This window comes from Thalassobacillus cyri, assembly GCF_900107755.1.
GTDB lineage: Bacteria > Bacillota > Bacilli > Bacillales > Halobacillaceae > Thalassobacillus > Thalassobacillus cyri.
Genome location: NZ_FNQR01000021.1, coordinates 1 through 19,789, shown reverse-complemented (window position 1 = coordinate 19,789; position 19,789 = coordinate 1). Strand labels below are relative to the sequence as shown.

Annotated in this window: 22 protein-coding genes and 1 tRNA gene; 15 read left to right on the top strand and 8 right to left on the bottom strand. The window is 41.3% G+C overall.

All coding sequences use genetic code 11. The features are described 5' to 3' along the window. Positions 1 to 294: 294 nt before the first annotated feature. Positions 295 to 687, top strand: a complete 393-nt coding sequence (locus tag BLV00_RS18635) for a spore coat protein (RefSeq protein WP_245729023.1) — start codon at positions 295 to 297, stop codon at positions 685 to 687. A 589-nt stretch (positions 688 to 1,276) separates the two neighbouring features. Continuing rightward, positions 1,277 to 1,435 carry a hypothetical protein gene (locus BLV00_RS22110; RefSeq protein WP_218131912.1) on the top strand — a complete coding sequence of 53 codons (159 nt, stop codon included), beginning with the start codon at positions 1,277 to 1,279 and terminating at the stop codon, positions 1,433 to 1,435. On the opposite strand, the gene BLV00_RS18630 is transcribed toward BLV00_RS22110, so the two are convergent. Next, positions 1,432 to 1,671: a DUF2553 family protein gene (locus tag BLV00_RS18630; protein ID WP_093046448.1), complete on the bottom strand. Its 240-nt coding sequence runs from the start codon at positions 1,669 to 1,671 to the stop codon at positions 1,432 to 1,434. The two genes, BLV00_RS22110 and BLV00_RS18630, sit on opposite strands and share 4 nt — an antisense overlap. Positions 1,672 to 1,950: 279 nt before the next feature. Between BLV00_RS18630 and BLV00_RS18625 the strand changes: the two genes are divergently transcribed. Continuing rightward, positions 1,951 to 2,277, top strand: a complete 327-nt coding sequence (locus tag BLV00_RS18625; protein WP_093046447.1) for a hypothetical protein — start codon at positions 1,951 to 1,953, stop codon at positions 2,275 to 2,277. A gap of 82 nt (positions 2,278 to 2,359) precedes the next feature. On the opposite strand, the gene lexA is transcribed toward BLV00_RS18625, so the two are convergent. Then, positions 2,360 to 2,980: a transcriptional repressor LexA gene (lexA, locus tag BLV00_RS18620; protein WP_093046446.1), complete on the bottom strand. Its 621-nt coding sequence runs from the start codon at positions 2,978 to 2,980 to the stop codon at positions 2,360 to 2,362. A 306-nt stretch (positions 2,981 to 3,286) separates the two neighbouring features. On the opposite strand from lexA, the gene BLV00_RS18615 reads away from it, so the two are divergent. The 5 genes from BLV00_RS18615 to BLV00_RS18595 all read left to right on the top strand — a co-directional run bounded on the left by BLV00_RS18615 (position 3,287) and on the right by BLV00_RS18595 (position 7,387). Beyond that, entirely contained in the window at positions 3,287 to 3,946 is a 660-nt protein-coding gene (locus tag BLV00_RS18615) for a YneB family resolvase-like protein (protein ID WP_093046445.1), read from the top strand. Between the two features lie 71 nt (positions 3,947 to 4,017). After that, positions 4,018 to 4,251 (top strand): DUF896 domain-containing protein, encoded by a 234-nt coding sequence (locus BLV00_RS18610; protein WP_093046444.1) that lies wholly within the window; start codon positions 4,018 to 4,020, stop codon positions 4,249 to 4,251. 173 nt (positions 4,252 to 4,424) lie between these two features. Next, on the top strand, positions 4,425 to 6,428 hold the full coding sequence (tkt, locus tag BLV00_RS18605) for a transketolase (RefSeq protein ID WP_093046513.1): 2,004 nt from the start codon (positions 4,425 to 4,427) through the stop codon (positions 6,426 to 6,428). 182 nt (positions 6,429 to 6,610) lie between these two features. Beyond that, a complete protein-coding gene (gene sirA, locus BLV00_RS18600; RefSeq protein WP_093046443.1) occupies positions 6,611 to 7,036 on the top strand; it encodes a sporulation inhibitor of replication protein SirA in 426 nt (141 codons plus the stop codon). A 123-nt stretch (positions 7,037 to 7,159) separates the two neighbouring features. Further along, positions 7,160 to 7,387: a YneF family protein gene (locus tag BLV00_RS18595; protein WP_028782881.1), complete on the top strand. Its 228-nt coding sequence runs from the start codon at positions 7,160 to 7,162 to the stop codon at positions 7,385 to 7,387. A 48-nt stretch (positions 7,388 to 7,435) separates the two neighbouring features. Here BLV00_RS18595 and BLV00_RS18590 read toward each other — a convergent pair whose 3' ends face one another. Then, complete coding sequence (locus tag BLV00_RS18590; RefSeq protein ID WP_093046442.1) at positions 7,436 to 7,660, bottom strand: hypothetical protein; 225 nt, start codon at positions 7,658 to 7,660, stop codon at positions 7,436 to 7,438. A gap of 246 nt (positions 7,661 to 7,906) precedes the next feature. Here BLV00_RS18590 and BLV00_RS18585 point away from each other — a divergent pair, with 246 nt between their 5' ends. Both BLV00_RS18585 and BLV00_RS18580 read left to right on the top strand, forming a co-directional pair. Continuing rightward, on the top strand, positions 7,907 to 8,350 hold the full coding sequence (locus tag BLV00_RS18585) for a Na(+)/H(+) antiporter subunit B (RefSeq protein ID WP_093046512.1): 444 nt from the start codon (positions 7,907 to 7,909) through the stop codon (positions 8,348 to 8,350). A gap of 86 nt (positions 8,351 to 8,436) precedes the next feature. After that, positions 8,437 to 8,937, top strand: a complete 501-nt coding sequence (locus BLV00_RS18580; protein ID WP_093046511.1) for a CcdC family protein — start codon at positions 8,437 to 8,439, stop codon at positions 8,935 to 8,937. Between the two features lie 16 nt (positions 8,938 to 8,953). Here BLV00_RS18580 and BLV00_RS18575 read toward each other — a convergent pair whose 3' ends face one another. Both BLV00_RS18575 and BLV00_RS22105 read right to left on the bottom strand, forming a co-directional pair. Beyond that, positions 8,954 to 9,391, bottom strand: coding sequence for a DUF2621 domain-containing protein (locus BLV00_RS18575; protein WP_093046510.1), 438 nt, complete (start codon positions 9,389 to 9,391; stop codon positions 8,954 to 8,956). A 116-nt stretch (positions 9,392 to 9,507) separates the two neighbouring features. Further along, positions 9,508 to 9,604, bottom strand: a tRNA-Sec gene (locus BLV00_RS22105). Positions 9,605 to 9,771: 167 nt separating this feature from the next. On the opposite strand from BLV00_RS22105, the gene BLV00_RS18570 reads away from it, so the two are divergent. Further along, positions 9,772 to 10,869, top strand: coding sequence for an ATP-binding protein (locus BLV00_RS18570; RefSeq protein ID WP_093046441.1), 1,098 nt, complete (start codon positions 9,772 to 9,774; stop codon positions 10,867 to 10,869). Positions 10,870 to 10,935: 66 nt separating this feature from the next. After that, positions 10,936 to 12,870, top strand: a complete 1,935-nt coding sequence (gene selB, locus BLV00_RS18565; RefSeq protein ID WP_093046440.1) for a selenocysteine-specific translation elongation factor — start codon at positions 10,936 to 10,938, stop codon at positions 12,868 to 12,870. 28 nt (positions 12,871 to 12,898) lie between these two features. Here the strand turns inward: selB and selD are convergent, their stop codons facing one another. Further along, positions 12,899 to 13,954, bottom strand: a complete 1,056-nt coding sequence (selD, locus tag BLV00_RS18560) for a selenide, water dikinase SelD (RefSeq protein WP_093046439.1) — start codon at positions 13,952 to 13,954, stop codon at positions 12,899 to 12,901. Between the two features lie 156 nt (positions 13,955 to 14,110). Between selD and selA the strand changes: the two genes are divergently transcribed. Further along, the gene (selA, locus tag BLV00_RS18555) at positions 14,111 to 15,508 is read left to right on the top strand and encodes an L-seryl-tRNA(Sec) selenium transferase (RefSeq protein WP_093046438.1); all 1,398 of its coding nucleotides are present in this window, start codon (positions 14,111 to 14,113) and stop codon (positions 15,506 to 15,508) included. Here the strand turns inward: selA and BLV00_RS18550 are convergent. Continuing rightward, the gene (locus BLV00_RS18550; RefSeq protein WP_143030752.1) at positions 15,496 to 15,624 is read right to left on the bottom strand and encodes a small acid-soluble spore protein P; all 129 of its coding nucleotides are present in this window, start codon (positions 15,622 to 15,624) and stop codon (positions 15,496 to 15,498) included. The genes selA and BLV00_RS18550 overlap by 13 nt on opposite strands. Before the next feature lie 177 nt (positions 15,625 to 15,801). On the opposite strand from BLV00_RS18550, the gene BLV00_RS18545 reads away from it, so the two are divergent. Then, positions 15,802 to 16,059, top strand: a complete 258-nt coding sequence (locus BLV00_RS18545) for a hypothetical protein (RefSeq protein WP_093046436.1) — start codon at positions 15,802 to 15,804, stop codon at positions 16,057 to 16,059. A 53-nt stretch (positions 16,060 to 16,112) separates the two neighbouring features. On the opposite strand, the gene sspO is transcribed toward BLV00_RS18545, so the two are convergent. Further along, positions 16,113 to 16,262, bottom strand: coding sequence for a small acid-soluble spore protein O (sspO, locus tag BLV00_RS18540; RefSeq protein ID WP_093046435.1), 150 nt, complete (start codon positions 16,260 to 16,262; stop codon positions 16,113 to 16,115). A 197-nt stretch (positions 16,263 to 16,459) separates the two neighbouring features. Between sspO and acnA the strand changes: the two genes are divergently transcribed. Next, positions 16,460 to 19,168 (top strand): aconitate hydratase AcnA, encoded by a 2,709-nt coding sequence (gene acnA, locus BLV00_RS18535; RefSeq protein WP_093046434.1) that lies wholly within the window; start codon positions 16,460 to 16,462, stop codon positions 19,166 to 19,168. The last annotated feature ends 621 nt before the right edge of the window (positions 19,169 to 19,789 follow it).

Genomic DNA, 19,789 nt, shown 5'->3' with positions numbered 1-19,789 from the left:
TGGGAATATGCTATGTACAGCCACTGAGTTACATCGGTGGCTGTTTTTATTTTCCTTTAAGTATAGAGAGTATTACAGTGATCTATGATGAAACTGGTTGAATTACCAAATTACTTAAAATGGGTGGATAAGCTGGTGCTATACCCCATCCTATTTAAAATATTGGTCATAGTATAAATTAACACCAATAAAGGAGGAAGTTATATGCCTAATTATAAAAGCTCAGGCAGAAGGTTTCAGTCTGAAAGAGAACGTCTTAGAGGTGGATCAGAATGGAACGCGTTGGACCCCGCCATGAACCACCCCTTAGATGATGAAACTCTCGGAGAAGACGCTGATCAAATAATCAAGTCTGTGCAACAATCTTACGAAGCAATTGTTGTAAGAGATTCAAGCGACGTAGAAGTTACCACTACCGATACCCAGGCTGCGGTCAATCTTCAGGTTGCTCTTCAAGCGGCCATTGCATTGGTTCTCAGTATTTCAATTGCGGACAGTTCAAAAGCAGATAGAATTGCTCAAGAATTGACTGCAAAGATAAAATCAAGCCAGGTTAATAGACAACAAACTTATATAGAAAACTCTCGCGGAGTCAGAGTTTCAACTACCGACACGGATCTTGCTGTCAATGCTCAAGTATTACTGCAAATTTTACTTGTATTAGTTGCGCGTCTTGATATTCTTTAGAGGCCATAAGAATTTTTAATGGAAGGTGTCAATTATTGTTGGCACATTTGATAAGCATTTAAACACACAGAAATACACCTTATTGGGTAGAGCCTTCCAGAATTAGTTGGAAGGCTTTTTGATATTTCGCATAACAAATATAAGCAAAATAGTGAATACTATTCCTCCTATAATTATTTTTCTTTAACCTCACTCAATAAATGAGTGAGGTTTTTTAAAATTATTCAGACATTCCTTCACCCCTTATATATAAAGAGATTTAAAACAACTTTATGATCACAAAAGATATATTTTATTATGTATAATTCTTGAAAACCACAAAATCCTGTTATATAAACGTTTTGATTCATCATATTTCGGTATTTTACCTATAATAACTGTTCCGTACCCAAGTCCACCCTGGGAACGCGAACAATAACAGGAAGCCCCTTGATACGAGGTATCAAGGGGCTTCCTGTTTAAAGATTAGCTTTAAAATACGGCTCTAAAATATTTGTTGGGGTTTTAAAACAAAAAATTACACGCAAGCTCCAATATCCTCTACACTTGAATTTATGAGAAACAAGCAAAAATTGGCTTTCGTGTATACATGAATTCTAACATGATTACCTGGATTGAGAGATATCGACATTACCAACGAAGCGGAATGGAGAGTATTACCTTCATAGCGAAGATCCTAAAAGAAGCCATTGATTTTTTCATCAATGGCTTCTTCTCTTATTTAGAGATTGAATTCTACTTGATTTAACACCAGCCGAGGTCACAATCAGTTACATATTGTTTGATATCCGTTATTTTATGCATACGATAAATTTTTCCTTTATGGTACTTAAAGCCCTCTGACATTTCATAGTGATTCTCTTGTCCAGACATGAGAATCCGTCCGATTTTTTCTTTATAGAGGTAGAGATTCATATCTCCTTCTTCTAACTTCCCATTGATACTATCCGTTATATCCACCATCTGAAATTCTTCTTTTCTCATTCAATTCCTCCTTTTAGAATCTGGATTCATAAAACGGAAATAAATATATGAATGTTATTATAATAAGTTTTGCAGTTAAAATCAACATGTATTCAGAATATATAGATTTTTCAGTTAATTGGTCCTGTATATTTCTTGAATTATCGTTCTATGCTTTTATCCTGGATCAGCCAGAATTAAGTGGTTGTAAATTCATTGTTAAAGAATGTTAAGAAGTCAATGATATGCAGGACTAATAGATTCGCCTGTCAAAGTTGTTCTCGAAAGGAGATGACATGCATGCGTTTTACTCGCCATTCGAAACCAACTACTAGAGAATTAGAATCAATTATGAAAGGCAGGAGGGAGGAAGAAGTTCTTACCTTTATCACAGACTTTGGCTTTGTGCAGGGTGTTCCAACGGAGTTAAAAGAAAATCGATACAGCGATTTAAAAACACGATCTGATGATGCGGCATGTCGTAGTGAAACTTACAACTTCACATATATAAAGGAAGTTATTATCCATTCATTTGAAGGTGAGTTAATAAAAGTGGATCATTTGGTTATATATGATGAACAACTGATCGGTATTATCCCTGGTAAACTGTATGAGCCAGAGGAATAAGGAGATAATAGAAACGAATAAGAAGAGGCCTGCATCCCAGGACGGGATACAGGCCTCTTCTGTTTTTATAAGTACATTATTATCAATGAATAGCTCTATATAAACCTACGACTTTACCTAAAATCGAGACATCATGCAGGATGATCGGATCCATGGTAGCATTTTCCGGCTGCAGGCGGATGTGGTTTTTCTCTTTGAAAAAGCGTTTGACTGTCGCTTCTTCATCTTCTGTCATGGCAACGACGATTTCTCCATTTTGAGCGGTTGGCGTCTGTTTGACGATGACCATATCTCCATCAAGTATGCCTGCTTCGATCATACTCTCCCCTTCGACAACAAGTACAAACGTGTTTTCTTCCCCAGCTAAATTTTGCGGTAAGGGTACATATTCTTCGATATTTTCAATAGCTGTTATCGGCGTACCAGCGGTTACCTTACCAATAACTGGAGCATAGGAGGCTTCACTCCTTGGAATGTTTTGTTCTTCCTCTAGTTCTAATACTTCAATGGCTCTCGGTTTCGTGGGGTCACGCCGGATAAATCCTTTTTTCTCTAGCCTTGCAAGGTGTCCGTGGACAGTAGAACTGGATGCCAATCCGACAGCCTGGCCGATTTCACGCACGGAAGGTGGATAACCTTTGGCAAGGACTTCCTCTTTTATGAATTTCAATATTTCCTGTTGCCGTTTTGATAATTTACTCATATAAGCACACCTCGTACATATGTTTTTATTAACCACATTGTATCATGATGAATTCCACAATACAAACATTCGTTCGAATATCCACTTGACAAGAACGGGTGTTCGTATATAATAAAACTATCAAAAGCGAACAAAAGTTCTGTATGGAGGGGTTAAAATGTTTGATAAACTATCTAAATTGGACATGACTTATATTATTCTATTCATCTTGAGTCTGGTATTTTTATATGCCGCTATGACTATAAGCAGTTAAAAATGGTCAATTTAGTTTATTATTCGTATTAACAAGCAGAGAGGGTCGCAGACATGAAAGTAATAATCTATTGCAGAGTCAGTACAGAAAAAGAAGCTCAAGTTACTTCTTTAGCGAGGCAGGAGTCGGAATTGCTTGCCATGGCAGAACGAGAGAACATGGAAGTGATGGATTTAATTAAAGAGCAAGCGAGCGGATATGAAATTGAACGTGAAGGTGTTTTTCAAATGCTGGACCGTTTTTCTGAAGGAAAGGCAGATGGGTTACTGATCCAGGATGAGACAAGGCTGGGAAGGGGGAATACAAAGATTGCCCTGTTTCACCAGCTTCAAAAAATGGACGTGCAGGTACTGTCTTTGACACACCAGGGGGAATTGCAATTGTCAGAGTCAGATTCGATGGTGTTGCAAATCGTGGGGATAGTGGAGGAGTACCAGCGGAAAATCCATAACCTTAAAATAAAGCGCGGAATGAATAAAGCGATGGAAAGAGGTTATAATCCGGGTAACAACCTTACCAATCAGCACCTGGCAAGGGGACGGGAAAGAATTGAATTTCCTATTGAGGAAGTTGTCCGGCTTCGTAACAATAAACTGACCTTCGAGGAGATCGCTGCTACGTTACGCGGGCTGGGCTACGATGTATCAAAGGCCACGGTCCATAGACGCTACCGGGAATACACCTCGCTTGAAATAACAGCTGATAAAAGTTAATATATAATGAAGACAAGGGTCTAACGGCACTTGTCTTTTTGGTTAAGGGCTCATAAAAGGAGTGTGTCAATATGTTATCCAAAGAAAAACTTAATCGTATAAACGAATTAGCCAATAAATCGAAAAAAGAATCATTGACTGCAGCGGAAAAAGATGAACAGCAAAAGCTTCGTAAAGAATATCTTGGCAACGTACGTAAGTCCTTTAAAAATCAATTGAAAAGCATGAAGGTCGTTGATCCAGAAGGCAATGATGTAACCCCAGAAAAAGTAAAGCAAATGCAGCGTAATGAGAAAAAGCACTAATTTTAACCAAACAGCCGTACATTTCTGTGCGGCTGTTTTTGATTAATTTTCCAATCTCAGGGAAAACTTCAAAGGTAAAATCTTAAAATAAGGTGACAACGCTTGTTTATATTGTATTTTCATTATAGGATTATAGAGGGTACATAATGCAGAGCGAGAAAGGGGATTATTCCATGTCAAACACAATCGAACAGACATCTATCAACACGATACGGACATTGACAATCGATGCCGTAGAAAAAGCTAATTCCGGCCACCCAGGTATGCCGATGGGGGCAGCTCCAATGGCTTATACACTTTGGACGGAGTACATGAACCACAACCCTAAAAATTCAAACTGGTTCAATCGTGACCGGTTTGTCTTGTCAGCAGGGCACGGTTCCATGTTGATTTACAGTTTACTTCATCTTTCCGGTTATAACGTGACCATGGAGGATTTGAAAAATTTCCGTCAATGGGGATCCAAGACACCGGGGCATCCAGAGTTTGGTCATACGGATGGTGTAGAGGCAACCACAGGTCCATTAGGCCAGGGCATTTCCATGTCAACTGGTATGGCAATGGCTGAAGCGCACCTTGCGGCCAAATATAATACAGAAGACCACCAGGTAGTCGATCACTATACGTATTGTATCTGTAGTGATGGAGACTTGATGGAAGGTGTTTCCCAGGAATCTGCCTCATTAGCAGGCCATCTTGGACTTGGAAAACTAATCGTTTTATATGATTCCAATGATATTTCCCTTGATGGAGAATTGAACCGTGCTTTTTCTGAAAGTGTAGAGGATCGTTATAAGGCGTATGGCTGGCAAGTGATTCGTGTAGAAGATGGAAATGACACAAAAGCCATCAGTGAAGCGATTAAAGATGCCAAAGCTAATACCGATCAGCCGACCATGATTGAAGTAAAAACGGTTATCGGCTACGGTTCTCCAAATAAGTCAGGTAAATCGGATTCCCATGGTGCTCCATTAGGGGAAGAAGAAGCTAGTGCAGCAAAGCAACATTATAAGTGGGAACATGATGAGGCATTCCACGTACCTGACGAAGTTTATCAGGACTTCCAGGAAAAAATCCAAAAGAACGGGGAACAAAAAGAGTCCGAATGGAAAGCATTACTTGATGAATATAAAAATGCGAACCCTGAGTTGGCCGCAGAATTAGAAATGGCGATGAAAGGGGAACTTCCGGAAGGATGGGAGAAGTCCCTTCCTACGTATACAGAAGAAGATAAGTTAGCAACTCGTGCTTCTTCAGGAGAAGCAATCAATGCTTTATCAGAAGCTATCCCATATTTCTTTGGCGGTAGTGCTGATTTGGCCGGTTCTAATAAGACATCTGTAAAAGGTGAAGATGATTTTTCCAAGAACAACTATGCCGGTAGAAATATCTGGTTTGGTGTACGTGAATTTGCTATGGCAACAGCATTGAATGGCATGGCATTACATGGTGGCTTAAAAGCATATGCTGGAACATTCTTCGTGTTCAGCGATTACATGCGTCCGGCCATCCGGCTGTCAGCGTTGATGAATTTACCTGTGAACTATGTCTTCACTCACGATTCTATTGCTGTCGGTGAAGATGGTCCTACTCATGAACCAATTGAACAGTTGGCCTCACTTCGTGCAATGCCGAACCTTTCTGTCATCCGTCCAGCAGACGGGAATGAATCGAGTGCTGCATGGCGTGTAGCTTTAGAATCCAACACCACACCTAATGCGCTTGTGCTGACGCGACAAGGCCTTCCTACTTTACCTGGGTCAGCAGAGAAAGCATATGAAGGTGTAAAAAAAGGTGCATATGTATTGAGCCCGGCCGATAAAGAAACTCCAGATGCATTGTTACTGGCTACTGGCTCTGAAGTTCAGCTTGCTGTAGCTGCGCAAAAAGAATTGAAGGAAAAAGGCTACGATGTGAGTGTCATAAGCATGCCATCCTTCGATCGTTTCAATGTCCAGTCGGATGATTACAAAGAAAGTGTACTTCCAAAAGCAGTAACCAAGCGTCTAGCCGTCGAAATGGCTTCTCCTTTCGGTTGGGAACGTTATGTTGGCTTGGAAGGTTCTGTACTTGGTATTGATACCTTTGGTGCTTCTGCACCGGGAGAAACCGTAATGAAAGAATACGGTTTTACAGTAGAAAATGTAGTTAAAGAAACAGAAAAATTGTTCAAGTAAGGGAAATATAAGCGTGTAGTCGACATGCTCAAAAGGCTGTCTCTCCGGTTAGAGGCAGTCTTTTCTTTTCTTTTATGTATTATTTTTCAATTCGACAAAACTCGATGGATTCTTTTTCAGCTTTTGACAGATTTATCGATGTACAACCGATATAATATCCCTCATACAGGAGGGATTGCTGCATGAATCTTTACTATGTCTATGCTGTCAAAGATGAAATTGCGAAAGAATACTATTATAAAACGGAATTATTGTTCCGATTTTTCCAAGAGTATCATAACCATTCACATAAAAATTTATATAAATTGCAATTCAGCTTTATCACCAAGCCGTTTCCCGAACACTCTCTGGTATGTTTATTGAAAAATAGTCCGAGATACAATCATAGGAAACTGATAGAAGGCAAAAAGGTGACGAAATGGGTTGAAACCCGTGGTATAATAGAGATAACAAAAGAAATGTGTCTTATACAGTGTAATAGTTTCATGGAAGCGGAACAGATTCTATTTCAAAAACTCCGAATGATCGACCGCTGCTTTTTCATTGCAGAATACCATCTTCAGCAGTATGGGTGGATTTCCCCCCAAAGGAAAGAAATGCTATTATAGGTACGTATGGAAAAAAGGCAGGAAAGTGAAATAGCACGTGCTCTTACAGGAGACATGCTATTGTATTCTTATGTCCATTTTACTATACTGTATAAGAGACAACATGAAGGAGGAAGACGGAGAATGAGCTTGGGTATTGTATGGGTAATCATCATTGCCATCCTGGCGCTTATCGGTGGTGTAGCCCTCGGGTTTTTCATTGCGAGAAAGTATATGATGAACTATTTGAAGAAGAACCCTCCTATCAATGAACAAATGTTACGTACGTTGATGATGCAAATGGGGCAGAAACCATCACAGAAGAAGATTAATCAGATGATGCGTTCCATGAATAATCAACAGACCAAATAACATTAAAAACCTTCTTTCTAATGAAGAAAGAAGGTTTTTTTCTACTGATTATTGATCAATAGGAGAGTTAGTTTTTTCATAGCGGCCGTTGATCCAATATTTAATATTGGTCAATATGGAAAAGCTTAAAAAGAAGTTTACAGCCAAAACGGATGCCAGCAAGGAGTAATTGTCAAAAAAAATCATCTCGTATCCCTTGATTCCCATAACAATCGATGTTTGGATAACCAAGAAAACAAAACTCATAACCAGGGAAATAGCTGTCCGAACCATACCGCACCCCCACTTTTAGTATTTACGATTCTTTCTATGGTTACCTTAACTATAAGCTATATTCACAAAATTTTCAATTTTTAAGTTTTACATATTTTAGCTTTTACAAGCATTTTTTAAGCACGATAGCTGAATACTTAAGACATGTGATGATAGTTCCCGTTTCCCCTGGTATCAAACTATGGATTTTAACAGGATTTTATATTAAAATTAATACTATCTACGTCATAAAGGAGTTACTGCATGATGATAAAAACAAATGATTTGATTCTTAGGACAGCCACAACCTTGATCGCCTTCATTTTGTTCGCATTTTCCATCTACTTGTTTTTTGCCGGACATAATAAACCAGGAGGCGGTTTTATCGGAGGATTGATGACCTCAACTGCCATCGTATTGATGTATATGGCCTATGGAATGAAAGCTGTTTCTAAAATCATTCCGATCAACTTTCGAGTAGTCATTCCTGTAGGACTTTTAATCGCAGTAGCTACTGGAGTAGGTTCCTTCCTTTTCGGTCAGCCTTTCTTAAGCCAGACATTCGCTTATTTTCAGCTGCCGATCCTTGGAAAGACAGAACTTGCGACAGCGTTGCTTTTTGACCTCGGCGTATATTTGACCGTCATAGGTGTTACGATGACAATCATTTTGACCATCGCCCAGGATCATGGAGATGAAGAACTTTCCTAAAAGATCGTTCGGAAATGTGGACGGTATGGTGGCGGGAACGAGAAAGCCACATTTTTAGTTAAAGCATGGAAATGAGTGGATTGAATATGTTTTGGTTGATTGCAAGTACAGTGGTAGCAGCCTTCATGGCCACAGCAATGATTTTTGTAAGGATGAGGGCTGCCCGCCGTCCTGCCAGTGTTAAAAAGATCATATTACCACCGCTGTTTATGAGTACAGGAGCATTCATGTTTGTTCTTCCTGTCTTCCGTGTCGATTGGATACAAGTTTTAGAAGCTATAAGTTTCGGGGCTTTATTCTCTATCTTTTTGATAAAGACCTCAAACTTCGAGATAAGAGAAGGGGACATTTACCTGAAACCTTCCAAAGCCTTTATGTTCATATTATTCGGTTTATTGGGTCTAAGGATAGTATTGAAACTGTTGATTGGACAACATGTATCATTTGGTGAAACAAGTGGTATGTTTTTCTTATTAGCCTTTGGCATGATTGTTACCTGGCGGATGGCAATGCTGTACCGTTATTTGCAACTGGCAAAGTCCCTGCCTGAAAATGAAGTAATGAAAGAAAGCCTGTCCAGAACTTAAGAGGTCCGGACAGGCTTTATGTTTGTTCATGGAAGAGATATTGGTAAGGCGTCAGATCAATATTCTTCTGTTCCAGTGTTTTGATCAGAAATTTATGATCCCGCTTCGGTGTAGCAATAATATAGCCTTCGATAATAACATCCTGCGTTATTTTTTTTCGGTTTTTTTTCAGGGCTACTTCTCCGATTTTACTTGCGATCTTTTGACGGGCGATGTCCCGGAATAGTTCTGGGACAGGAGAGACCAGATCCTCTAATAATTGCTTTTCTTTATCTCCCCACATATGCTTGGATTTTTCTAAGTAATACTCTTCCCAATCCATATCGGATTTCCCATCTTCTTTCGGAAGCCGTTTTAAAAACTTCCGGAACATAAAGAATCCGCCGATACTCAGCAGGACAACCATGATGATGACCCAGCCAATTATAAACGCTGCAAATCCTCCTGACATAATACCACCTATTTCATCATATATTGGTAACAAACAAGTTTTAACGATAGTAATCATGGCATATTAGGTCAAAAGTTTTACCAGTTTGCCAGATTATAGTATGATAAAGTTAAATTATTTGGCGGGACTGTGTGGGAATCGAACCCACCTGAGACGACACGCGCCTCACAAGCAGTTTTGAAGACTGTGGCCTGCACCAGCATAGCAACCAGCCCCATGAAAATTGCCCTGTAGGTAACATAAGCCATTATAAAAGCTGAGGGATAAATTGACAAGCTTTTCATTTCAGTATCTTTTTCTCCCGTAAATTACATTCTACAACTTGATGTAGCTTTTCAAAGTAGGATACTATATATTTAGATAGAAAGGAAGGGGCGGGTAGAATGGGCAACCATGACCTTGGATCATCTGACCAGCAGGGAGAATATACTCCTTATACATACGTTAATTATTCCTCTCTACCCGATTGTTTTCAGTCGTGGATTGAACATAACGGAAATGATCTTGTGACGATTTTTGATTTGGAAGGACATATCAAATATATTTCTAAATCGGTGACTCGATGGTTAGGTTTTGAAGTCGATGAAGTCGTGGATTCCAAAGCGGGGGATTACCTTCATATCAAAGATCATCATAAGATTCGAAACCTGCTTGGACAGAAGCCGGACCAGACCCATCACACGAACCTATTAGTGAAGGATAAGAATGGCCGGTATTTACTGATGCGTACGATGATATCAAAAAGATATAACCCAGAAGACGGTAACACTTATATACTGACCATCGCCCAGCATATAACGGACAATAATATGATGGAAGAACAGATGATGCAATCAGAAAAGATGACAGTGGCCGGGCAGCTGGCTGCCAGCGTCGCTCATGAAATCAGAAACCCGTTGACTTCTTTGAAAGGTTTCCTCCAATTGCTGCAGGCAGGAATTCAAAAGGAAGAGGAATATTATAAAATCATGTTAGAAGAAATCGAAAAGATGGAGTCGGTCACCTCTGAATTGCTTTTTGTATCAAAACCGATGACTGATGAACGGACCAGTGAATCCTTAAAAGAAATGCTGGAAGATGTGATCACTTTGATGAACACACAGGCAAAAATGCAGAGTATAACCATAAGGACGGAAATACCAACAGGCATTTTCATATTTTGTGATCGATCACAAATAAAACAAGTTTTCATCAATATCATTAAAAATGCCATAGAGGCTATGCAAGAAGGCGGACTGCTGGAGATTAAAGTATCCAGGACAGAGAACCGGGCGTATATTGATATTATTGATGAGGGCCCAGGCATCTCTGACGACCTGGTAAAAAAGATAGCCGAGCCATTTTTTACAACGAAAAAAAATGGCACCGGATTAGGACTGATGATCAGTAATCAGATTTTAGATAAGCATAATGGATATATGGAAATTCATCCAAATGCTGAAATCGGAACTACTTTCCGGCTTGTATTACCAGCTGAATGACACGTTTGCCATGCAAGCGTGTTTTTCTTATGGATTCCAACCCAGCTGAAAGAAAAGAGGGATATTATGCTGAAACGATATTATACCATTGGTATGGCTGGCCATATCGATCATGGGAAAACAGCATTGACAAAAGCTTTGACAGAGGTGGATACCGATCGTCTGAAAGAAGAAAAAAGCCGTAATATTTCCATCGAACCGGGGTTTGCCCCTTTGAAATTGCAAAACCATGATCTGAATGTATCGATTATTGATGTACCAGGCCACGAAAAATTCATCAGACAAATGATAGCGGGGGTTGCTGGTATAGATTTGGTTATCATAGTAGTTGCCGGTGATGAAGGAATCATGCCGCAAACCAAGGAGCATATGGATATATTATCCTTGCTTGGCGTGGAAGAGGCTATATTGGTAGTTACAAAAGCTGATTTGATTGATGAGGATATGAAGGAATTAGTAGAAGAAGATATTCGTTCGTATATTAGTGGGAAAAGTTATCAGCATTCGGACTTGCTATTTGTCGACAGCCTTTCCGGGAAGGGGGTTACCGAGCTGGAACAATTGATTGAAAAGAAGGTTGCTGACCAGCCCCCTCGGGATACAACAGGTTCCTTCCGTATGCCGATCGATCAGTCTTTTACAATCAAAGGCCAGGGAACGATTGTCAGGGGAACCATTTTTGAAGGAAGTCTGATGGCAGAGGATCATATCACTTTACTCCCCCAACATAAAAAAGCGAGAATCAGACAAATCCAGGTTCACCATGAACCAGTAGAGCAGGCGTTTGCAGGGCAGCGTGCCGCTGTTAATATTACCGGGATTGGTAAGGAGGACGTTAAGCGAGGGGATGTCATGGTGAAAAATGATGCTTTCCTGGTTACCAAAACTATCGACGTACGCATGACATTGATTGATGAACTTCGTTATCCGATCAAGCAGCGAGCCCCAATGAACATATATATCGGTACAACGCAGGCGGCTGGGAGAATAGTGTTCTTTGATCGGAACGAGGTAACAGAAAGCACAGAAGAAATTTTTTGCCAGCTTCGATTAGACGAGCCTATTGTAGCCAAGAGAGGAGACCGATTCATACTTCGCAGGCCTACACCAGTGGAAACAATCGGAGGGGGAGTGGTGATCGATCCGAATGCAGGAAAGCATAAATTCAGTTATGAGACGATCGAAATGCTGAAAGAAAAAAGCAGGACTACCCCAGAAGAATTTTTGGAAAATCTGTTACAAACGTACAAATGGCTGAATATACAGCAATTACTAAAAGAGACCTCCATGGATGAAGAACAATTAGAGAACCTTTTAGCTTCCCAAATAGACCGGCAACGGATCATCAAAGTGAATAAAGGATATATGCTCGTTTCGGAAAATGAGCGAATGCTTCATAACGTTATGGAGCGTTTGAGGGAGTACCATCATCTTTACCCGCTCAGGGCTGGGAAAAATAAACCGGAGGTAGTCACTCAGCTTCCTTTGAAAAAATCTGTAGGGAGTCAATTGGTAGATACCTGGATCGAGAGTGGCGAATTAAAAGCAACAGGACCATTTGTTGCACTTCCGGAATTTTCACCATATTTTCCTGAAAAATGGACGAAGCTGATGAATACGTTAAAAAGGGATTGGATGAATGATGGCCTTCAAGTGAAGGAATGGGATGATTATGGATGTGAGCATGCCATACCGGCTGATTGGATGAAAGAATTGCGTCTGTTCTTTTTGCAACAGCAGTCAGCATGGGAAATAGACGATAAACATATTGTCCATATCAATCCGATTCGTGATCATTTTGAACGATTATACGAAGTCACAGAAAATGTATTCTCTTTAAAAGAAGCGAAAGAGACGTTCCAGGTATCGCGTAAATACCTTGTACCTTTGTTGGAAAAAAGCGATGATGCCGGTATGACCATCAGGGTGGAAAGTGTCAGGAAATGGTTGAAGAAACCTGAGGTATATTTTAATTCCGTGCATGAACAAGAGGCCGACTAGGAAAGTTTTTCCATAGACAGCCTCTTTGTTATGGATGGACAGTAATCCTTATTTTTTCTTGCTCTTTTACCTCGCCGATTATGGCAGCAGTTGTGTCAGCTGTCCGGTTAAATGATTCGACATAGGATTGAGCTTCACCCTTCGGCATAGAAATCAATAATCCACCGGAAGTGATGGCATCACATAAAACGAGCTGTTGTGCTTCAGTCAGCTCCTGGTGGTAATTGACCTGACCTTCAAGCCAGGAATGGTTAGCCTTAGAGCCCCCTGGAACGACTCCATTTTCTGCTAACTCTAATGTCCTATCAAGTTGTGGAATTTGGTTGTTAGAAATATGGAGACTCACTCCACTGCCTTTGGACATTTCAAACGCGTGCCCTAAAAGTCCAAAGCCGGTGACATCAGTTACTGCATTTACCTGATAGTCAGCCAGAAGTTCGGAAGCTTTTTTGTTCAAAGCAGCCATGGTATTAGTGACAAGTTGCGTCTCATGCAGTTCAAGAAGATCCCTCTTAATTGCAGTGGTATGGATACCGACGCCAATTGGCTTGGTAAGGACAAGGACATCACCCGGTTTGGCGGTAGAATTTTGATAAATTCTTGCCGGGTGGGCAATACCGGTAACAGCCATGCCAAACTTTGGTTCCTGGTCATCAATGGAGTGTCCTCCAATAATATCACCACCCGCTTCAGCCATTTTATCCTGGGCTCCTTGCAGAATCGCAGCTAATATTTCCGGACCTAATTTTTTAATCGGATAGCCGACGATGTTCAGGCCGGTTTTGACTGTACCACCCATCGCGTATATATCACTCAGGGCATTAGCAGCAGCTATTTGGCCAAAGTCGTAGGCATCATCAACAATCGGTGTGAAATAATCGACAGATTGAATCATGGCAATCTCTTCAGTCAATTTATATACACCTGCATCATCATTGGTACCAGAACCCACTAAGACGTTTGCATTTGCTTGAGGTGTGTTGATTTGTCGCAGCACGTGCGACAGGTCTTCAGGACCTATTTTGCATCCTCAGCCAGCTTTCGTCGATAATGCGGTCAATCGGATGATTTCTTCTTTACTCATCATTCCACCTCCTAAAACCTAGTATAATACAGGGGGACAAGAAGATTAAATTCAGGCGCCTTACGAAACCGCTCTGCACAATTGAAGAGCGGTTATTTTAATTATAGCCTAAAAATGGATATACTGATAACTGAATAAGGGAGAGGAGGATACGGAATGAATGAACTGCTGCGGCAAATACCTCCCGTAGATGCACTACAAAGACAAGCTGACATCGTTGCTATTCGTAAAGAACACCAGGTTACAGAAAAATTGTGGACGGTTTGGATACAACAAGCGGTTGAATCACTCAGACAGGATATCCTGAATGGTGATCATATACAAGCGGATCGATTTACCAACATCATCACCAATAAGGTGAAGCAGGCTGCAAACCTATGGGAACAACCAGCTTTACATAAAGTCATTAACGGCACCGGCACAGTGCTCCATACCAATCTCGGAAGAGCGAGATTAAGTGAAAAGGCTATCGCGCGTGTAAGCGAAGTTGCTGGAAATTATTCGAATTTAGAGTACGATATTAAAAAAGGGAAGCGAGGTTCCCGCCACTCGATACTGGAAGAACGCTTGAAACAAATAACCGGGGCTGAAGCAGCAATGGTAGTCAATAATAATGCTGGTGCAGTCTATCTCGTGTTAAGAGCGTTGGCAAAAGGAAAAAAAGTTATCGTATCACGGGGGGAGCTGGTAGAAATAGGTGGCAGTTTTCGTGTATCGAAAGTGATGGAGGAAAGCGATGCACTGTTGACCGAAGTAGGGACTACCAATAAAACCCACCTCTTTGATTATGAAGAAGCTATCGATGAAGAAACAGCCATGATCATGAAAGTGCATACGAGTAACTTTTATATGGAAGGGTTTACGGAGTCACAATCAAGCTCAAGCCTCGTACCGTTAGCACAAGAAAATAATATGATTTTTTATGAAGATTTAGGGAGCGGATCGATCGTGGATTACCAGTCCCGCAATATCGGCAAGGAACCAGGGGTACGTGACGTGCTGGCCACGGGTGCAGACATTGTATCTTTCAGTGGAGACAAACTGTTAGGCGGCCCGCAGGCTGGAATCATAGCAGGAAAAAAGAAATATATCGACTTATTGAAAAAGCATCAGTTGGCTCGAGTGCTTCGGGTTGATAAAATGACGCTGGCAGCATTAGAAAGTACGTTGCAGGAATATGAACGGGATAATCTGTCCCAAGGAAATTATGTTTACCGGGATATCACAAAATCAGTGGAGGAAATAAAAAGAACTGCCGAAGGATTTGTAAGAGAAGTAGAAAATTTACACCGTCTGAAGTTTGGAATCCAAGCGTGTATCTCCAAGGTTGGCGGGGGTACTATGCCTGAAGTTGAGCTTCCAAGCTATGGTATCAGGGTAACAGCCACTGAAATGCCCTCACATGAGATTGAAAAATATTTACGTATGCGTCGTCCGGCAGTCATCGGACGTTTAATCGATGAATCTTATTTTCTCGATTTCCGTACCATAGCAGAAACGGAAATCGAGACATTAATACAAGCTATGCAAGAGTTGGAAGATCACATGTCATGAGAAGCATGCTTTTTTTGACGGGAATGATTTTGGTTTTTCACTTTTTTAGAACCTTTTAACGGTTGATTTGGTTGTTTATCTTTTCTGGAATGTGTGATGGTAATCGCTCCTTTCATGCTTAGGATTTGAGCTTTTGTCGAATGATATGTATGGAAAACTTTTGTCTGGTGCATGCTATTCATTAGAACAACTTGGCCTATCGCCAAGTTCCTGTAGTGTAAGCTTTAGTTTTTCTTATACTTTAATCCTTAGACAAAGTAAACTTTTCAAAAGTACAAAAAAGAGGTGTCTGTGTGAGTTATTATCAAAACAAACAAGAAGCATTCCAACATGCGTCAAATAAAGTCAATGATGCAGAGCGTACTGCAGATGATATCTTGATGGCCATTCATGAAGCAGACTACGGCACAGAGCTGGCCCATCTAAAGGAAGAAGTGAATCAGGCCTACCAGCAAGTTGAAAAAGCATTGACTGTAGCAAGTGAGCATCAGGAAACTCAATTGAAGTCTTACAAAGAACAGTTGGACAAAATAAGAAATCAACTGCTTTAAAAAACAGACGCTCCCCTCGGGCGTCTGTTTTTTTATCGTCTCTATATCTACAGTTACTGGTTTTTCTTTTTCTTTTTATTGAACATCCTTTCTTCTGCTGTCAATGGTTCACGCGGGGTTTCCTCTTGATATCCTGCACCGCCACCTTGTGCTTTGGCAGCATTCATTCCCGGTCGTACATGGTTCGCTTTTCTCGTTGTCAACGTCGTCCACCTCCTTCTCATACCTATAGTGTGACAAAAATTGACCAATTTAATTTACTTCTAAATCGTTTTCATTTACAATGATAGATGCATATTTGTGAACTTTTTCTGAAAAAAGTAACAAATCGAATTTAACGAATAGTGTAGTCGAATGATTGCGGCACTATTCAATTCCATCTGAGGGGGTAAGAGGAAAATTGGCAAACAATAATGCTTACAATGCAAAAAAACAATTTGAACTCAATGGTAAGTCCTACAACTACTACCAACTGAAAGCATTAGAAGATGCTGGATTAGGCAAAGTTTCACGCTTGCCTTTCTCCATCCGTATCTTGCTGGAATCATTGCTTCGTCAACATGACGGCCGTGTCATCAAAGACGAGCATGTGGAAAGCCTTGCAAAATGGGGTACAAAAGATGCAAAAGGGGAAGACGTACCTTTCAAACCGTCTCGTGTAATCCTGCAAGACTTTACAGGGGTACCTGCTGTGGTTGACCTTGCTTCATTAAGAAAAGCAATGGTTGATATGGGAGGAAGCCCGGAGAAAATCAACCCTGAAGTCCCAGTCGACCTTGTAATCGACCACTCTGTCCAGGTAGATGCTTATGGTACAGAGAAAGCATTACAAATAAATATGGAATTGGAATTTGAACGGAATGCGGAACGTTATGAATTCCTGCATTGGGCTCAAAAAGCTTTTGATAACTACCGTGCGGTTCCACCAGCGACTGGTATCGTCCACCAGGTAAACCTCGAATACCTGGCTAATGTTGTACACGCTGTTGAAAATGAAAACGGTGAAACTGATACTTATCCTGATACACTTGTCGGTACTGACTCCCATACCACCATGATCAATGGTCTTGGTATCCTGGGCTGGGGCGTCGGTGGTATCGAAGCGGAGGCAGGAATGCTGGGTCAGCCTTCTTATTTCCCTGCTCCTGAAGTTGTCGGTGTCAAGCTGAAAGGAAGCTTCCCGAATGGAACGACTGCTACTGACTTAGCTTTGAAAGTAACCCAAGTGTTACGTGAGAAGAAAGTTGTCGGTAAGTTTGTCGAATTCTTCGGCCCAGGACTTCAAGAAATGCCGCTCGCCGACCGGGCAACCATTTCTAACATGGCTCCTGAATATGGGGCTACTTGCGGTTTCTTCCCAGTTGACGGGGAATCCCTTGATTACCTGCGCTTGACCGGACGCAGTGAAGAGCAAATCGAACTTGTAGAAAAGTATTGCAAAGAAAACGATCTATGGTACTCTCCTGAGCTGCCGGATCCAGAATTCACTGAGCTCGTAGAAATCGATCTATCTGAGCTGGAGCCGAACTTATCTGGTCCTAAGCGTCCTCAGGATTTGATTCCTCTATCCAAAATGAAGGAGTCCTTCAACGAAGCGTTGACAGCTCCAACTGGTCCACAAGGTTTCGGTCTCGATAAGACTGAAATCGACAAGGATGTCACATTTGACCTATCTGATGGTAAGAGTACAACCATGAAGACCGGTGCATTAGCAATTGCAGCAATCACGTCCTGTACCAACACATCCAACCCACATGTCATGCTGGGAGCTGGATTGGTTGCTAAAAAAGCAGTAAAAAAAGGGTTGGAAGTTCCTGAGTACGTCAAGACTTCCCTGGCACCAGGTTCTAAAGTAGTTACACGCTACCTTGAAGATTCCAACTTAATGGAATACTTGAACCAGCTAGGTTTCAACCTGGTCGGTTATGGCTGTACGACTTGTATCGGTAACTCCGGTCCATTGAAGCCGGAAATCGAAGAAGCGATTGCAAGCAGCGACTTGACTGTTTCTTCTGTACTATCCGGTAACCGTAACTTTGAAGGACGTATCCACCCGCTTGTGAAAGCGAACTACCTGGCTTCACCACCATTGGTTGTCGCTTATGCATTGGCTGGTACAGTGGACATCGACCTGAAAAACGAACCAATTGGAAAAGACAAAGATGGCAACGATGTGTACTTCAGCGACATCTGGCCAACCCAGGAAGAAGTCAAAAAAGAAGTTGCAAGCGTTGTGACTCCTGAAATTTTCCGTAAAGAATATGAAAATGTCTTCAATTCTAACGAGAAATGGAATGAAATCAATACGACCGATGAGCCGTTATATGATTGGGACAGTGAGTCTACTTACATCCAGAACCCACCATTTTTCGAAGGGCTATCTGCAGAACCGACTACAGTTAAACCGTTGAATAATCTAAGAGCTATCGGTAAATTCGGTGATTCTGTAACGACGGACCATATTTCACCAGCTGGAGCCATTCCAAAAGATATGCCTGCTGGCGAATACTTGCAAGATAAAGGTGTATCCCCACGTAACTTCAACTCTTTCGGTTCCCGTCGTGGTAACCATGAAGTAATGATGCGTGGTACATTTGCCAACATTCGTATCCGTAATGAACTGGCTCCAGGCACAGAAGGCGGGTTCACTACCTACTGGCCGACAGAAGAAGTAATGCCTATCTATACTGCTGCCATGAAATATCAGCAGGATGATACAGGCTTGCTTGTCATTGCTGGAAAAGACTATGGTATGGGAAGCTCTCGTGACTGGGCTGCTAAAGGTACTGACCTTCTTGGCATTAAAACAGTCATCGCGGAAAGCTTTGAACGTATCCATCGTTCCAACCTTGTTATGATGGGCGTACTGCCATTGCAATTCCAAGATGGTGATACCATTGAGTCTTTAGGTCTGACTGGCCGCGAAACGTTCAATGTTGAAGTTGATGAAAACGTCAAGCCGCACGATCTTCTAAATGTGACGGCAGTTGACGAACAAGGCAACAAAAAAGAATTCCAAGTTGTTGCGCGCTTCGATAGTGAAGTGGAAATTGACTACTACCGTCATGGCGGTATCCTGCAAATGGTACTCCGCAATAAATTGAAGTAATTAACAATAATCCGCATAGCCCTTTGGCTGTGCGGATTTTTTATTACAACTTTCAGTTAAACATGTTGATTTTTCACAAGAAAGTTATTCAAAAATAGAGTAGAAAAGTTGAAGACTTGATTTCGAGATGTTTGGTAATGTCTAGGGGCGCAGGGGAAGGATTCGCTTTCCGCGGGGAAGCCGGCAAGCCTCCTCGAGCTAAAGCTCTGTGGGGTCTTGCCAGTCTATCCTTTCCCGCAGGAGTCTCACCCTTCCCCTACGCCCCTTGCCGCAAAAAGATTATCGAAAACGCTCTTGAATGTCCTTATATAATTTTTGAGTGAAGCCTATCACAATCACGGATTGATCGTACATTCTGGTTCAAAAGTACACGATTCTTGATAGACGTTTCGAGATTCTCACAATCATATGGTGGCAGGGAAAACGGTGAGACTCCTCGAAAATGCTACGCATTTTCTTCGTGCGGTGATTTCTCATGATGCAAATTCAAAGTCCTGTGGGATGAACATGATTGCTGAGATCCCGCAAGGCGAAGTGCAGTGCACCCCTATTGTTGGACACTCATCTGACAATAGGAGGTGCTCTTATGAGCCAGTATACCCCCGAAGAAAAACTACACAT

Bases quoted from the DNA above. Each gene is read 5' to 3' on its own strand.
- BLV00_RS18635 (WP_245729023.1), top strand. From the start codon at position 295: ATGAACCACCCCTTAGATGATGAAACTCTCGGAGAAGACGCTGATCAA.
- BLV00_RS22110 (WP_218131912.1), top strand. From the start codon at position 1,277: ATGAATTCTAACATGATTACCTGGATTGAGAGATATCGACATTACCAA.
- BLV00_RS18630 (WP_093046448.1), bottom strand. From the start codon at position 1,671: ATGAGAAAAGAAGAATTTCAGATGGTGGATATAACGGATAGTATCAAT.
- BLV00_RS18625 (WP_093046447.1), top strand. From the start codon at position 1,951: ATGCGTTTTACTCGCCATTCGAAACCAACTACTAGAGAATTAGAATCA.
- lexA (WP_093046446.1), bottom strand. From the start codon at position 2,980: ATGAGTAAATTATCAAAACGGCAACAGGAAATATTGAAATTCATAAAA.
- BLV00_RS18615 (WP_093046445.1), top strand. From the start codon at position 3,287: ATGAAAGTAATAATCTATTGCAGAGTCAGTACAGAAAAAGAAGCTCAA.
- BLV00_RS18610 (WP_093046444.1), top strand. From the start codon at position 4,018: ATGTTATCCAAAGAAAAACTTAATCGTATAAACGAATTAGCCAATAAA.
- tkt (WP_093046513.1), top strand. From the start codon at position 4,425: ATGTCAAACACAATCGAACAGACATCTATCAACACGATACGGACATTG.
- sirA (WP_093046443.1), top strand. From the start codon at position 6,611: ATGAATCTTTACTATGTCTATGCTGTCAAAGATGAAATTGCGAAAGAA.
- BLV00_RS18595 (WP_028782881.1), top strand. From the start codon at position 7,160: ATGAGCTTGGGTATTGTATGGGTAATCATCATTGCCATCCTGGCGCTT.
- BLV00_RS18590 (WP_093046442.1), bottom strand. From the start codon at position 7,660: ATGGTTCGGACAGCTATTTCCCTGGTTATGAGTTTTGTTTTCTTGGTT.
- BLV00_RS18585 (WP_093046512.1), top strand. From the start codon at position 7,907: ATGATAAAAACAAATGATTTGATTCTTAGGACAGCCACAACCTTGATC.
- BLV00_RS18580 (WP_093046511.1), top strand. From the start codon at position 8,437: ATGTTTTGGTTGATTGCAAGTACAGTGGTAGCAGCCTTCATGGCCACA.
- BLV00_RS18570 (WP_093046441.1), top strand. From the start codon at position 9,772: ATGGGCAACCATGACCTTGGATCATCTGACCAGCAGGGAGAATATACT.
- selB (WP_093046440.1), top strand. From the start codon at position 10,936: ATGCTGAAACGATATTATACCATTGGTATGGCTGGCCATATCGATCAT.
- selA (WP_093046438.1), top strand. From the start codon at position 14,111: ATGAATGAACTGCTGCGGCAAATACCTCCCGTAGATGCACTACAAAGA.
- BLV00_RS18550 (WP_143030752.1), bottom strand. From the start codon at position 15,624: ATGAAAGGAGCGATTACCATCACACATTCCAGAAAAGATAAACAACCA.